The 13707-nt window shown below is 50.6% G+C and carries 12 protein-coding genes; 4 read left to right on the top strand and 8 right to left on the bottom strand.

Annotated features, from left to right (window positions below):
- Nucleotides 1-2: 2 nt before the first annotated feature.
- From ilvD to ilvG, 4 genes are read right to left on the bottom strand one after another with little or no spacing between them, the layout of a single operon-like run.
- The gene (gene ilvD / locus T411_RS0111670) at nt 3-1844 is read right to left on the bottom strand and encodes a dihydroxy-acid dehydratase (protein ID WP_001127457.1); all 1842 of its coding nucleotides are present in this window, start codon (nt 1842-1844) and stop codon (nt 3-5) included.
- A 9-nt stretch (nt 1845-1853) separates the two neighbouring features.
- The gene (ilvE, locus tag T411_RS0111665) at nt 1854-2792 is read right to left on the bottom strand and encodes a branched-chain-amino-acid transaminase (protein WP_000201999.1); all 939 of its coding nucleotides are present in this window, start codon (nt 2790-2792) and stop codon (nt 1854-1856) included.
- 11 nt (nt 2793-2803) lie between these two features.
- Nucleotides 2804-3088 (bottom strand): acetolactate synthase 2 small subunit, encoded by a 285-nt coding sequence (gene ilvM, locus T411_RS0111660; RefSeq protein ID WP_001190200.1) that lies wholly within the window; start codon nt 3086-3088, stop codon nt 2804-2806.
- An 11-nt stretch (nt 3089-3099) separates the two neighbouring features.
- The gene (ilvG, locus tag T411_RS0111655) at nt 3100-4746 is read right to left on the bottom strand and encodes an acetolactate synthase 2 catalytic subunit (protein WP_000145254.1); all 1647 of its coding nucleotides are present in this window, start codon (nt 4744-4746) and stop codon (nt 3100-3102) included.
- Between the two features lie 533 nt (nt 4747-5279).
- Here ilvG and T411_RS0111650 point away from each other — a divergent pair.
- Together T411_RS0111650 and T411_RS0111645 are read left to right on the top strand one after the other, a co-directional pair.
- Complete coding sequence (locus tag T411_RS0111650; protein WP_000521788.1) at nt 5280-6803, top strand: YifB family Mg chelatase-like AAA ATPase; 1524 nt, start codon at nt 5280-5282, stop codon at nt 6801-6803.
- An 89-nt stretch (nt 6804-6892) separates the two neighbouring features.
- A complete protein-coding gene (locus T411_RS0111645) occupies nt 6893-7777 on the top strand; it encodes a 1-acylglycerol-3-phosphate O-acyltransferase, YihG family (protein ID WP_000881906.1) in 885 nt (294 codons plus the stop codon).
- A gap of 76 nt (nt 7778-7853) precedes the next feature.
- On the opposite strand, the gene T411_RS0111640 is transcribed toward T411_RS0111645, so the two are convergent.
- The 4 genes from T411_RS0111640 to T411_RS0111625 form a co-directional block, all read right to left on the bottom strand.
- Nucleotides 7854-8456 carry a thiol:disulfide interchange protein DsbA/DsbL gene (locus tag T411_RS0111640; RefSeq protein ID WP_000732282.1) on the bottom strand — a complete coding sequence of 201 codons (603 nt, stop codon included), beginning with the start codon at nt 8454-8456 and terminating at the stop codon, nt 7854-7856.
- A 30-nt stretch (nt 8457-8486) separates the two neighbouring features.
- Nucleotides 8487-9473 carry a serine/threonine protein kinase gene (locus T411_RS0111635; RefSeq protein WP_000189625.1) on the bottom strand — a complete coding sequence of 329 codons (987 nt, stop codon included), beginning with the start codon at nt 9471-9473 and terminating at the stop codon, nt 8487-8489.
- A gap of 47 nt (nt 9474-9520) precedes the next feature.
- Nucleotides 9521-10945 (bottom strand): cytochrome c oxidase accessory protein CcoG, encoded by a 1425-nt coding sequence (ccoG, locus tag T411_RS0111630; RefSeq protein ID WP_000076153.1) that lies wholly within the window; start codon nt 10943-10945, stop codon nt 9521-9523.
- A gap of 416 nt (nt 10946-11361) precedes the next feature.
- Nucleotides 11362-11628, bottom strand: a complete 267-nt coding sequence (locus T411_RS0111625) for a YihD family protein (protein WP_000649654.1) — start codon at nt 11626-11628, stop codon at nt 11362-11364.
- Nucleotides 11629-12188: 560 nt separating this feature from the next.
- Here T411_RS0111625 and T411_RS0111615 point away from each other — a divergent pair.
- Both T411_RS0111615 and trhA read left to right on the top strand, forming a co-directional pair.
- Nucleotides 12189-12980 carry a sporulation protein gene (locus tag T411_RS0111615; protein ID WP_000008126.1) on the top strand — a complete coding sequence of 264 codons (792 nt, stop codon included), beginning with the start codon at nt 12189-12191 and terminating at the stop codon, nt 12978-12980.
- 83 nt (nt 12981-13063) lie between these two features.
- The gene (trhA, locus tag T411_RS0111610; protein ID WP_000072082.1) at nt 13064-13705 is read left to right on the top strand and encodes a PAQR family membrane homeostasis protein TrhA; all 642 of its coding nucleotides are present in this window, start codon (nt 13064-13066) and stop codon (nt 13703-13705) included.
- Nucleotides 13706-13707: the final 2 nt, after the last annotated feature.

Below are 13707 nucleotides of genomic sequence, written 5' to 3'. Positions count from 1 at the left end.
GCTTAGCCCTCAAGTTTGGACTTATCGCGCACTGCACCTTTGTCGGCGCTGGTTGCCATGCTGGCATAAGCTTTCAGCGCCAAAGAAACGGTACGCTGGCGATCCACTGGTTTCCAGCCGAGTTTATCTTGTTCAGCGCGGCGAGCTGCTAGCTCAGATTCGCTGACTTCGAGCGTGATCGAACGGTTGGGAATATCAATCGCGATGCTATCGCCACTGCGTACCAAGCCGATCGTACCGCCATTCGCCGCTTCCGGAGAGGCGTGACCAATCGACAAGCCGGACGTACCACCGGAGAAGCGGCCATCGGTCAGTAGCGCGCACTGTTTACCCAGTCCCATCGATTTGAGGTAGGTGGTTGGGTAGAGCATCTCTTGCATGCCCGGACCGCCTTTTGGCCCTTCATAACGAATAACCACGACGTCACCGGCTTTGACTTGGCCGCCAAGAATGCCGTTGACCGCGTCTTCCTGACTTTCATACACCACAGCAGGACCACGGAATTTGAGGATACTTTCATCCACGCCAGCAGTTTTTACGATGCAGCCGTCAATCGCCAAGTTGCCTTTGAGTACGGCAAGGCCACCATCTTGACTGAATGCGTGCGCTTTATCGCGAATACACCCCTCTTGGCGATCGTCATCGAGCGTATCCCAACGGCAATCTTGTGAGAAAGCTTGAGTGGTGCGAATGCCAGCAGGGCCTGCGCGGAACATAGTATGTACCGCTGGATCTTGGGTTTGTTTCACGTCGTATTGCGCCAGCTGCTCTTGCAGCGAGATGCCTAGTACGGTGCGGGTTTGATCCTTGAGTAGACCTGCACGTTGTAGCTCACCCAAAATGCCCATTACACCGCCCGCGCGGTGTACATCTTCCATATGGTATTTCTGAGTGGAAGGCGCGACTTTACATAAGTGTGGCACTTGGCGAGACATGCGATCGATATCGGTCATATCAAATTCCACTTCGCCTTCCTGCGCAGCGGCCAACAGGTGTAACACCGTGTTGGTGGAGCCGCCCATCGCAATATCCAGCGCAATGGCGTTTTCAAACGCTGCTTTGTTGGCAATGTTGCGTGGCAAAACTGAGGCATCATCTTGCTCGTAGTAACGTTTAGTCAGCTCAACAATCCGTTGCCCAGCAGTCAAAAACAGCTGTTTGCGATCGGCATGCGTGGCGAGCAGTGAGCCGTTACCCGGCTGAGAGAGACCCAGCGCTTCGGTCAAGCAGTTCATTGAGTTGGCGGTAAACATCCCCGAGCAAGAGCCACAAGTAGGACAGGCCGAGCGTTCAATCTGCTCACTTTGGGCATCCGATACTTTGGGGTCAGCGCCTTGCATCATGGCATCGACCAAGTCGAGCTTGATGATTTGGTCAGAAAGCTTGGTTTTTCCCGCTTCCATCGGGCCGCCAGAGACGAAAATCGCCGGAATATTAAGGCGCATCGCCGCCATCAGCATTCCTGGAGTGATTTTGTCACAGTTGGAGATACACACCATGGCATCGGCGCAGTGCGCATTGACCATGTATTCGACGGAATCGGCGATCAGTTCACGCGATGGCAGCGAGTAGAGCATGCCGCCGTGGCCCATGGCGATGCCGTCATCGACCGCAATGGTGTTGAATTCTTTGGCAATGCCGCCCGCGGCTTCAATTTCGCGTGCGACCAGTTGGCCGAGATCTTTTAAATGCACATGGCCGGGAACAAATTGGGTGAAGGAGTTGACCACCGCAATGATCGGTTTACCAAAATCTTCCTCTTTGACGCCGGTGGCGCGCCATAATGCGCGCGCACCCGCCATGTTACGTCCGTGTGTGGTGGTGGCGGAACGGTACTTAGGCATGGAAACTCCTTACTTCGCTGCTGGGTAAACGTAATCCAACCAGCCCCACTTATCTTCTGTGGTGCCTTTGAACAGACCAAAGTAAGCATCTTGTACTACCTTGGTGATGGGGCCGCGCTTGCCTGCGCCTACGGTAATCTTATCCACGCTACGCACGGGAACCACTTCGGCGGCGGTACCTGTCATGAAAATTTCATCGGCCAGATAGAGCGCTTCACGGGAGATGTTGGCTTCGCGCACTTCATAACCCATGTCGCGTGCCAGCGTCATGATCGAATCACGGGTGATACCCGGCAGGATAGAGCTGGTGGTCGGTGGGGTCAGGATCACGCCGTTTTTCACCACGAAAATGTTTTCGCCTGCGCCTTCAGAGAGATAACCATCCACACTCAGCGCAATGCCTTCCGCGTAACCGTGGCGACGTGCTTCGCCACCAACCAGTAGAGAAGATAGGTAATTACCGCCAGCTTTTGCCGCGGTTGGAATGGTGTTCGGTGCCGCACGATGCCAGCTTGAAACCATGGCATCCACGCCATTTTCTAGCGCTTCTTCACCGAGGTAAGCCCCCCAAGGGAAAGCGGCAATCATCAGATCCATTTCAGTGCCGACTGGCGGGCACACGCCAAGACCCACGTTACCCACATACGCCAATGGGCGAATGTAAGCGTTATCGAGTTTGTTGACGCGTAAGGTTTCGCGCGTCGCTTCCATGATGGTCTCGATCGAATAAGGGATTGGAAAGCGGTAGATTTTGGCTGAATCAAGCAGGCGCTGCGCGTGTTCGCGATGGCGGAAGATGATAGGGCCTTTTGGGGTGTTGTAGCAGCGAACACCTTCAAACACCGAAGTGCCGTAGTGCATTGCATGGGTGAGTACGTGAACGGTCGCATTCGCCCATGGGATCATCTCGCCATTGAACCAAATATAATCAGCAGTTTTTGTTGCCATGATTGCCTTCCTTATGCGCAAATCTTTTGTTGTAAGTTGTTATTGGGCAGCTCGTCATTTCTGATCGCTGTGACTTCCACAGTACGCACATCCCACAGTTTTTCAATTTGATTGGTCAGGGTCGTGATCGGTCTGTCACTGTCGACAATGATCTCAACGCTGGCGATTTTGCTAGCATGATTTTGGGTTGCCGCGACTTGCTTGATGACAAATCCACGATGACGCGTTACGCGCAATACGCGCTCTAATAACACCGGTTTATCGTCCGCTTTAATATCGAGTAGATAACGTTGCATGTGGCCTCTCCTTAGGTGTTCTCAAGCATGTCAGTGTTGGATGCGCCCGGTGGCACCAGTGGCCACACGTTCTCTTCTTCATCAATCAGCACGTGCAGCAGATAAGCGGTTTTGCTGGCCAGCATTTCACGCAGCGCAGGTTCGACTTCTTCTTTGCGGCTGATGGTTTTGCCGGGGATGTTGAAGGCTTTGGCCAGCATCACGAAATCTGGGTTGTCATCCAAAATGGTTTCGCTGTGGCGACCATCAAAGAACAGTGATTGCCATTGGCGTACCATGCCCAAACGTTGGTTATCCAGTAGCACCATTTTGACGGGGATCTGGCGACGCTTGAGTGTGCCAAGTTCTTGCACGTTCATCATGAAAGAACCATCACCACTGATCAGGATCGATTGATCGTCAGGACGCGCAACCGCAGCACCCATTGCCGCCGGTAAACCAAAGCCCATGGTGCCAAGGCCTGCGGACGAGATGAAGTTTTGTGGTGCGCGCGGTTGAATGTGCTGCGCGGCCCACATTTGGTGTTGGCCGACATCGGTCGAGACAATCGAAGAGTCCGGCATCATGTCCGACAGTTGCTTGAGCAGCAGTGGTGCGAAGATGTTGTCGCCCGGATGATCGTAGCGCCATTTGAACCCGCTACGCAGGCTCTCACTATGATGCACCCAAGGGGAGATGTCGTGGCTCAGTTCCAACTGCGGCAGGATGAGGTTGATATCACCGCGCAGTGCAGCATGGGCATGACGCAGTTTGTTGAACTCGGCGGCATCAATATCGACATGAATCACTTTGGCATGAGGCGCAAAGGTATCGAGCTTGCCTGTCACGCGGTCATCAAAACGCGCACCAACCGCGATCAGCAAATCACACTCTTGTACGATTAAGTTTGCCGCTTTGGTGCCGTGCATGCCGAGCATGCCAAGATAGTGTGGGTCGTGACGCTCGATGGTGCCCAAGCCTTTGAGTGTGCTCACTGAAGGCATAGGATTGAGGCGTAAAAACTCACGCACTGTGTCTGTGGCATTCGCCAGTTGTACACCTCCACCCACATACAATACAGGGCGTTTGCTTTGTGCAAGTAAGGCTTGCGCATTCGCCAGATGTGTTGCATCCACGTGTGGCATGGCGGGTGGAGTAAAGCTTGGCAAAGCGGAGATCGGCGCTTTGCCGAGCTGTACGTCTTTGGCTATGTCCACCAGCACGGGGCCGGGACGACCGGTCTGCGCGACCTCAAACGCTTCGGCTAACGTGGGTGCTAGCTCGTTGATGTCGGTGACTAAGTAGCTGTGCTTGGTACAAGAGAGCGACATGCCGATCACATCCATCTCTTGAAACGCATCGGTGCCGATGTGTGAGCTGGCCACTTGGCCGGTGATGGCGACCAGCGGAACCGAATCAAGAAAGGCATCCGCCAAACCTGTCACCAAGTTGGTGGCGCCGGGGCCAGATGTGGCCATGCACACCGCCACTTTCTGCGTTGAGCGCGCCATACCAATCGCGGCCATCGCCGCACCTTGTTCATGGCGGCAGAGGATGTGCTCAACACCTCCGTCATACAGCGCATCATAAATCGGCATGATAGCGCCGCCAGGGTAACCAAAAACGGTTTTGATGCCCTGTTGTTTCAATGCGGCAACGACTAACTGTGCTCCGGTCATCGTGCCTCCTTATGGCAACAATACGTGTCGCTGCCTTCCTGTGTGTTGTGTTTGCACTTCATGTGCCGCTCCCATTCTTCCTGCGTATTCTGGGGGTATTCCAACGGATAAGTACTGACCTGTATCTATCCGAGCTTGGGTATAACCTGTTCAGAATGTGCTTTTTTTAGTCTGTCTGAGTTGTAAAAAAACCCCCGGACTTTTCAGTGCGGGGGTTTTTTTGGATTTGGTTACTTATTTTTCGCCCACTCGCCCCCGCGTCGTCACTAGAATGACCACGATAATTAGGTTAATTAGAGCGTTGATGCGAGCGTTCAAGTTCATAGTAAAGTCGTTTTTTAGGGTTGAACTAATATCTTACCAATGTGTTTGCGCTTCTAGTGTTAACACACATCTTCGTTACATGACAAGCAAAAACTCATTCTTTTTTCACATTCCCGTTTTATCTCACCACGCTATATAACCCATTCTGTGCTTTTTATCGCCACTTATTCAGGCGCTGAAGGCTTTTTGATCAAATACTAAGGGAAGCAATGGGACTTGCGATCATTCATAGCCGCGCCAGTATTGGCGTGCAGGCACCTCCGGTCACGGTTGAGGTTCACATCAGTAACGGGATGCCGGGGTTTACCTTGGTAGGATTGCCAGAAACCACAGTAAAAGAGTCGCGCGATCGGGTGCGCAGCGCGATCATCAATTCTCGCTTTGAGTTTCCAGCGAAGCGCATTACGGTCAATTTAGCGCCAGCCGATTTACCCAAAGAGGGGGGACGTTTTGATTTGCCGATTGCACTTGGCATTTTGGCGGCCTCGGATCAAATTGCGCGAAATAAGCTCGAAAGTTACGAATTTATCGGCGAATTGGCGCTATCGGGCGAAATTCGTGGCGTGAAAGGGGTTTTGCCTGCCGCGCTCGCGGCTAACCAAGTGGAGCGCTGTTTGGTGGTGCCGCACAGTAATGGTGATCAGGCGGCTTTGGTCGGGGTTGAGCGGCATAAGTCGGCGCAAAGCTTACTCGAAGTGTGCGCAGACTTGTGTGGTCAGCAAACTCTATCTTTGTTTCAAAGTTCGCCCAGTGTGCAACAAGTAAGTCAGACCCGCGATCTGCAAGACATCATAGGTCAGCAGCAGGGAAAACGAGCTTTGGAAATCGCTGCGGCTGGCAATCACAACCTATTGTTTCTCGGCCCTCCGGGGACGGGTAAAACCATGCTCGCTTCACGGCTGTGCGATTTACTGCCAGAAATGAGTGATGAAGAGGCAATGGAAACAGCTTCGATTGCCTCTCTTACGCAGCAAGAGATTAACCAACATAACTGGAAGTTACGCCCTTTTCGTGCACCGCACCATTCAAGCTCAATGGCGGCTTTGGTCGGGGGCGGCACCATTCCGCGCCCCGGTGAAATTTCTCTCGCCCATAATGGACTACTGTTTTTGGACGAAATGCCGGAGTTTGAGCGTAAAGTGCTTGATTCACTGCGTGAACCGCTGGAATCGGGTGAGATCGTGATTTCGCGCGCGCAGGGGAAAACCCGTTTTCCAGCACGCTTTCAATTGGTCGGCGCGTTAAATCCAAGCCCCACGGGCTACTACGAAGGCAGTCAGGCGCGTGCCAATCCGCAGAGTATTTTGCGCTATTTGAGTCGGCTTTCGGGCCCTTTGTTGGATCGCTTTGATATGTCGATTGAGATCCCAGCGTTACCCAAAGGTACGCTCGCCAATGGGGGCGATCGTGGTGAATCGACGGCGGCTGTGCGCCAGCGAGTGTGGGTAGCGCGTGAGCGTATGTTGGCGCGATCGGGCAAAGTGAATGCTTTGCTGCAAAGTCGAGAAATTGAACAGTATTGCCCTTTGCTTAAAGCGGATGCGGAATTTCTAGAAAGCGCGCTGCATCGCTTGGGTTTATCAATTCGGGCTTACCATCGCATCATTAAAGTGGCGCGAACCATAGCGGATTTGCAAGGTGAAGCGCAGATCGCTCGTCCACATTTGGCCGAGGCGTTGGGCTATCGAGCCATGGATCGCTTACTCAAACAGCTCAGTGCGCAAAACGTCTAGTACTCTGACCTGCAGAGTTCATGTTTCATTACGATGACAAGTTTGTATAATCACACGCTGTTTTTTTACTCATCTTTGAACTGAGAACTATGTTGGCTTACTTGCTCCTTACGCTGAATGTGACCGTGGTGGTGTTAAATTCGGCCTTTCATTCGCTGCTGATCTGCTTGATTGCGTTGATTAAACTTTTGCTGCCGTCAGCCGCATGGAAAGCGCAGGCCACGCAAGCGGCGAATTGGGTGATGTGGTCATGGGCGAGTGTGAACGCTTGGGTTTTGCAGCTTTCCAACCGCGTGGAATGGGATATTCAAGGCGGTGAAACCCTGACTAAGCAGGGATGGTATCTGCTGATTTCCAATCACTTGAGTTGGACGGATATTGTGGTGCTGTGCTGCGTGTTTAAAGACCGCATTCCAATGCCGAAATTTTTCCTCAAGCAGCAACTGTTGTATGTGCCTTTCATTGGTATGGCGTGTTGGGCGCTGGATATGCCGTTTATGCGCCGCTATTCGCGTGAGTATCTGCTGCGCCATCCGCACAAACGTGGCCAAGATTTAGCGACGACGCGCCGTTCGTGCGAAAAATTCCGCGCCGTGCCTACCACTGTCGTGAATTATGTGGAAGGGACACGTTTTAATTCACAGAAGCAGCAACGTAGCGGCGTGGGATATCAGCATGTATTGCAGCCGAAAACCGGTGGTATTGCCTACACGTTAGCCGCCATGGGTGAGCAGTTCGAGCATATTATTGATGTGACTTTGGCCTATCCGGATAACCGTCAACAACCGTTTCGTGATTTATTGATGGGTCGTATGCAGCGAATTGTGGTGCACATTGATTTGCTACCGGTGGATGAACAGGTGCAAGGTGATTACTTCAACGATAAGCAGTTTAAGCGTCAGTTTCAGCTCTGGCTGAGCGAGGTGTGGCAGCGTAAAGATCAGCGATTAGAGCAGATTTACAAAGCCGATTAGCACTGAGAGGGTGATAAAGCGAAGGGAGCCATGGGCTCCCTTTGTCTTTTTCTCAATACCGAATCATGGGTTGAGATTACTTCAGCGTCAGCAGGTAGTTCACTAGGTCAAAATATTCGTCGAGGGATTTGACGGACTGACCTTGTACCAAATAACGGTTGTTAACAACAACGGCAGGTACACCGGTTAGGCCGCTATCTTGGAACTGTTTATCGAAACGGCGCACCATAGAATCCACGGCAAAGCCGTTGTAAGCCGCATCAAATTTCGCCGCATCAATTCCTTCATCTAGGAAGATTTGGCGCAGCTCTTGTTCATCTTTCGGTGGTTTACGCAGAGTGTGGATGCGGTTAAACATCACAGGTACCATTTTATCTTCCACTTCCAGAGCAATCATGGTTGCGTACGCTTTGCTCATCGCTTGACCCATGTTACCACCCATGAAAGAGACGTGGTTTTTCTGGAATTTCGCGCCTTCAGGCAACTGCTGCTTCAACTGAGCAATAATGGGTTCGAAAGTGTTACAGTGCGGGCAGTAGAATGAGAAAAACTCACTGACGACTGGTGAAGAAGAGGCGGGTGTTTTTAACACTTGGTAGTGTTCACCTTCTTTAAATTGAGCCGCATAGGCTGACACGCTTAACATCAGAGTTGCAACCAGTGCAAACAGCTTTTTCATGACTTTCTCCATTGGATTTATTGTGTTGGCTTACCACTGCGGCTGCAATGATAACGGGGGTTCTTGTAAAGTGGCAATCTGCTCTTTAAAAGCGAGGATCTGATTCTCCCAGTATTTCGCGTCATTAAACCACGGAAATGCGATTGGAAAAGCCGGATCTTGCCAGCGTTTGGCGAGCCATGCCATGTAGTGCACCATGCGTAGACCACGTAAAGGCTCGATTAGTTTCAATTGTTGAGGATTAAAATCGCAAAACTCTTGGTAGCCTTCCAAAACGATATCTAATTGGATCAGTTTGTCTTGGCGATCACCATGCAACAGCATCCAGAGATCTTGAATGGCAGGGCCGTTGCGTGCGTCATCCAGATCGACAAACATCGGGCCATCGCGCCATAAAATATTGCCGGGGTGGCAGTCTCCGTGCAGACGGATCTGAGGCTGGGTGGGTACCCAATGCTGCTTGATTTCAGCAATCAAAATATCGAGATCGTGAAAAAACACCCGCTGCAAATGGGCAGGAATGCAGTGACTGTACTCCAAGGTATGTCTGGGTTGATGTAAGTATTCATCCAGCGACAGAGTTGGGCGGTGGAGAAAGGGTTTACTTGCTCCGACTTTGTGAATGCGCCCCAGAAAGCGGCCAACCCACTCTAAGTGTTCCTCATTATCCACTTCGTATTGGCGACCGCCCATGCTGGTAAACAGGGCAAAACGGTAGCCTTGGTAGTGGTGTAGGGTCGCGCCATTGAGTCTCAGCGGCGGGACTATAGGGATCTCTTCTTGTTCCAGTTCGAGCGCGAAATCATGCTCTTCTTGGATCTGCTCATCGGTCCAACGTTGTGGGCGATAAAATTTCACCACAAAGCGGCGACGCTTTTCATCGGTAAACTGGTAGACGCGGTTTTCATAGCTGTTGAGTGGCAAAAAGCCTGACTCAGCACGAATGCCGATACTTTCCAGCGCGTACCAAATCAGATCGGGAGTTAAAGCATCAAAATGAAACGTGGCTTGGGTCATTGAATAAAAAGGGCTCATTACTGAGCCCTTTACCATACTGGTGAGTGTCAGAGCTTTTGAATAAATCGGCTCTCGACTTCAAGGGTAAATTGGTGGCTTTCGTCGTGCAGTATAAACTGAATTGTCGTGACCGCAGAGCTGAGATTTTCTGGTTTGGCTCCGAGCGTCATCGGGAGATTGAGTACTTCACCCGGTTGCACAACCACACTTTGTTTGCCGTACCAAGAGACTGGATCCAATCCTTTAACCGACAGCTGATAGGTCTGTGGCTGCTGGGTTTTGTTGATCACTTTGAGGTTGTAAGTGTTTTCAATTTCGCCCGAGCTGTTGGTTCTAAACAGTTGAGTGCGATCGCGAAGAACGGTTAACCCCGCGGGATCCACGGCGGCCACTTGAGCAAAGAACAAGCCAATCATGACCAAGAACACCGCTCCATAACCGAGCAGTTTGGGTCGCATCACTTTGGTGTGTTTGCCAGATAGGCGATGTTCTGTGGTGTAGCTGATCAGCCCTTTCGCGTAGCCCATACGTTCCATGGTGTTGTCACAAGCATCAATACACGCCCCGCAGTTGATGCACTCATACTGCAAGCCGTCACGAATATCGATACCGGTTGGGCAGACTTGCACGCAGAGATCGCAATCAATACAGTCGCCTAAACCGAGCGCTTTGGGATCCGCTTTGCGAGAGCGTGGCCCACGTTGTTCGCCGCGCGCGACATCATAGCCGACAATAAAGGTATCTTTATCGAACATGGCGGATTGGAAGCGCGCATATGGGCACATGTGGATACACATGATTGAGCGCATCCAGCCTGCGTTGCCGTAAGTACAAAGGGCAAAAAACAGTACCCAAAACACTGGCCAGAACGCGGCACTTAAAGTAAAGAAGTCGATCACCAGTGCGCGGATGGGCACAAAGTAGCCGACAAAAGTGAAACCAGTGACTAAGGCAATCGCCAACCAAGCGATGTGCTTTAAGGTTTTACGCGCCACGAGTTCTGCCGTCATCGGACTGTTGTCTTGCTTACGTCTTTTGTTGGCATTGCCTTCGAGTTTTTCTTCAAACCAGATGTACATAAATGTCCACACGGTTTGCGGGCAGAGATAACCACACCAGACACGGCCTAAGAAGGTAGTGATAAAGAACAGGCCGAAGGCGGCGATCATAAACAGCAGCGCCAATAAGGTCAGATCTTGCGGGTAGAGTGTGGTTCCGAAGAAGTTAAATTGCTGGTTGCCAATATCAAGCAAGATGGCTTGCCGATCGCCATAAGAGATCCAAGGAACCAATCCAAACAACAGCAGCAGAAACCAGCCACCATAACGGCGCAGTTTCTGGTAGGTTCCTTTACTTTCACGAACATAGATGCGATTACTTGGGTTAAAGCGATCCCCGCCTTGCCCTTTATGGGTCTTGGGATTGAACACTTTGGGAGTCACATCTTTAACATCGATTTTATCCTGACTCATGACACTATCCTTTTCAGGCATTCGGTGTGATTTCTTTTGTTCACACTCAAATACATTGCTCATTCCCTCTTAAAGGCTGATGTAAGAGGGGACTGATGGTTTTTTAGGCCGTAAGTATAGCGTCAATCAAACGTTCATTTCTTTAAGGCAATCAACCTTTAACAACAAATTTCCTTACAATTCTTCACCCTATTAACGACTTGATAAAAAAAGCGGCTTTCGCCGCTTGCTCATTTTGGGGTTGGATCTGGGCTGCCGAACGTTATACCTTTCCTACTTGAAGCTGCAGCGGTGTTTGCTACGCTCGTTCACCCCAATCACATAGTTTGCCTATGCTCATGGGGATTCACTTACTTGCCGCCTACCTGCAACTCCAAGTTGTTTGGGTATATCAGCAGAATTATTTGTCAGCAGAATTATTTGATGATGCCTCGTGCACGTAAAATGGCGGTTTTGAAATCATCTTCATAATCTTTTTTAAGTCCTGGGATCACCGCATCTTTTGCGCTGTTACGCATCTTGAGATGGTAAATCAGTACATCATCGGTCAGATCTTCGAGAGCACCTTGGTAACCTGCTTCTTGAGCCAGTTTAAGTAAGAATTGAATCAAGTTGAGCTCGGAATCTTTGTGCCATTCAGGCTCAAGCAGTTGCAGTAGTTCTTCTACGCGATGACATTTCATGACTTTCTCCACAATTTTTATAGTGATTTGTGGCTAAAGGTACCAAAAGCGCTGAGCAATACCAATTCGCGGGCAAGAAAAAAGCGCAGGTTTTACTGCGCTTTTCAATTAAGCTGCCTGAACCACTTTGGTTTCGGGGGATGCGGTCAACGCATTTCTTTCAACCAGCGTGGGGGCTGTTGCTGTTTTTTTCGCAACGGGAGCCACTGCAAAACCACTGCGGCGACGCATTGCACTACGGTTTGTATTTGAAAACCTGACGGTTGTTGGGCGCATGACATAACCTAACTGTCAGGCATATCCATTGCCGATGCTACACCCTGGCTCATTATGAGTGGCTCTTGAGTACAGGACGTAACCGAGATTCACTCTTTTGGCGATTGCCGATCCGAACAATGAGACAGGAATAATGATATGCGTTCATATCGCAAATAGAGTAGCACCAGTTACTAAAATGATCGATAGTTGACCAATTTTGCGTAACATTTATTTTCAACTGCGTGGATTGAGTGAGACAAGGGTTAGCCCTTACTATGCAATTCTCACAACAGGAGGTGTCTATGTCGTTTATCAAGAAAACCCTCGCCAGTTTTGGGATTGGCTCTGCGAAAGTCGATTCGGTGTTGCAGCAGGAAGTGCTCTATCCCGGCCAATCCGTTAAGGTCATCATCCATGTTTATGGCGGTGCAACAGCGCAAGTCATTGATAACATCGAGCTCAAACTTTGTTGCTGTTATATTGCAGAAGTGGCGGATGAGCGCGGTCAGCAACAAGGCCAGCCAATGCGCCGAGTTCCTCATACCTACACCTTAGCCAACTGGTCTTTACCGTACGCCTTTACGATTGAGGCGGGTGAAACGCGTAATTTTGATATCGAACTCAGCATCCCTTGGAATACCCCAGTGACGATAGGGGATGCCAAAGTTTGGTTAGAGACTGGACTCGATATTGCGTTAGCGCTGGATCCTACCGATAAGGACATTCTCACCGTGCGCCCTGAGCCGATGATGGATGGTATTTTTAGTGCGCTGGAAGCACAAGGTTTGCGTTTACGTCAGGTTGAGTGTGAGCAAGCCAAAGGCTTCGCACTGCCTTTTGTGCAAGAGTTCGAATTTGTCCCTACCACGGGGCCATTTCAAGGTCGCTGGCGTGAAGTTGAAATCGTGGCTTATCGTGATCCTGAAGCCTTACAGCTCTGGTTTGAAGTCGATCGTTATCAACGAGGCGCATCCGGCATGTTGGCCAGCTTGCTAGGGCGCGGTGAGCTCAAGCGACATCTCACTTTACCTGCGCGCACATCACCACAGGAAGCCGGGGAGCAAGTGTTGGCGTTTCTTGATCGCAGCTGCTGATCACGCGGTCTGAAATTTTAGCTAACACCTGTAAGCTCAATGTGCGATACTAAAGCCAAGTTTCAGACTCGGATTGAGTGAGTATGTCGAACAGTTATGGCTTTAAAGAAGAAGTGGCCAATGCGATAAGTCATGGCGTTGGCCTTATCTTAGGGATAGTTGGTTTAGTGCTGCTGTTGGTCAAAGCGGTGGATCAGCAAGCCGATGCATTGACTATTACCAGCATGAGCATTTATGGCGGCAGTATGATTGCGCTATTTTTGGCTTCTACGCTGTACCACGCTATCCCTTATCAGCGTGCAAAGCGTTGGCTAAAAACCTTTGATCACTGTGCTATTTATTTACTGATTGCGGGCAGTTATACCCCATTTTTACTGGTCAGTTTGCGTACACCACTGGCGGTTGGTTTGATGATAGTGATCTGGTCGCTCGCGCTTATTGGCATTCTGATGAAAATTGCTTTTGTCTACCGCTTCAAAAAGCTCTCTTTGGTGACGTATCTGACCATGGGTTGGCTTTCGCTGATCGTGATTTACCAGCTTGCCATTCATCTTGAGGTGGGTGGGCTCACTCTGCTGGCGGCAGGTGGACTTATCTATTCACTCGGGGTGATTTTCTACGTCGCCAAACGGATCCCTTACAACCATGCCATTTGGCACGCTTTTGTGCTGGCGGGATGCGCATGCCATTTCTTAGCCATTTATCTGTATGTCGAGCCGATTTAGCT

The sequence above is a fragment of the Vibrio cholerae ATCC 14035 genome, from assembly GCF_000621645.1.
GTDB lineage: Bacteria > Pseudomonadota > Gammaproteobacteria > Enterobacterales > Vibrionaceae > Vibrio > Vibrio cholerae.
The sequence above is the reverse complement of the archived record's forward strand: the minus strand, read 5'-3'. Positions and strand labels throughout refer to the sequence as shown.

Excerpts from the sequence above, each read along its gene's own strand:
- ilvD (WP_001127457.1), bottom strand. The coding sequence starts at position 1,844 with ATGCCTAAGTACCGTTCCGCCACCACCACACACGGACGTAACATGGCG.
- ilvE (WP_000201999.1), bottom strand. The coding sequence starts at position 2,792 with ATGGCAACAAAAACTGCTGATTATATTTGGTTCAATGGCGAGATGATC.
- ilvM (WP_001190200.1), bottom strand. The coding sequence starts at position 3,088 with ATGCAACGTTATCTACTCGATATTAAAGCGGACGATAAACCGGTGTTA.
- ilvG (WP_000145254.1), bottom strand. The coding sequence starts at position 4,746 with ATGACCGGAGCACAGTTAGTCGTTGCCGCATTGAAACAACAGGGCATC.
- T411_RS0111650 (WP_000521788.1), top strand. The coding sequence starts at position 5,280 with ATGGGACTTGCGATCATTCATAGCCGCGCCAGTATTGGCGTGCAGGCA.
- T411_RS0111645 (WP_000881906.1), top strand. The coding sequence starts at position 6,893 with ATGTTGGCTTACTTGCTCCTTACGCTGAATGTGACCGTGGTGGTGTTA.
- T411_RS0111640 (WP_000732282.1), bottom strand. The coding sequence starts at position 8,456 with ATGAAAAAGCTGTTTGCACTGGTTGCAACTCTGATGTTAAGCGTGTCA.
- T411_RS0111635 (WP_000189625.1), bottom strand. The coding sequence starts at position 9,473 with ATGACCCAAGCCACGTTTCATTTTGATGCTTTAACTCCCGATCTGATT.
- ccoG (WP_000076153.1), bottom strand. The coding sequence starts at position 10,945 with ATGAGTCAGGATAAAATCGATGTTAAAGATGTGACTCCCAAAGTGTTC.
- T411_RS0111625 (WP_000649654.1), bottom strand. The coding sequence starts at position 11,628 with ATGAAATGTCATCGCGTAGAAGAACTACTGCAACTGCTTGAGCCTGAA.
- T411_RS0111615 (WP_000008126.1), top strand. The coding sequence starts at position 12,189 with ATGTCGTTTATCAAGAAAACCCTCGCCAGTTTTGGGATTGGCTCTGCG.
- trhA (WP_000072082.1), top strand. The coding sequence starts at position 13,064 with ATGTCGAACAGTTATGGCTTTAAAGAAGAAGTGGCCAATGCGATAAGT.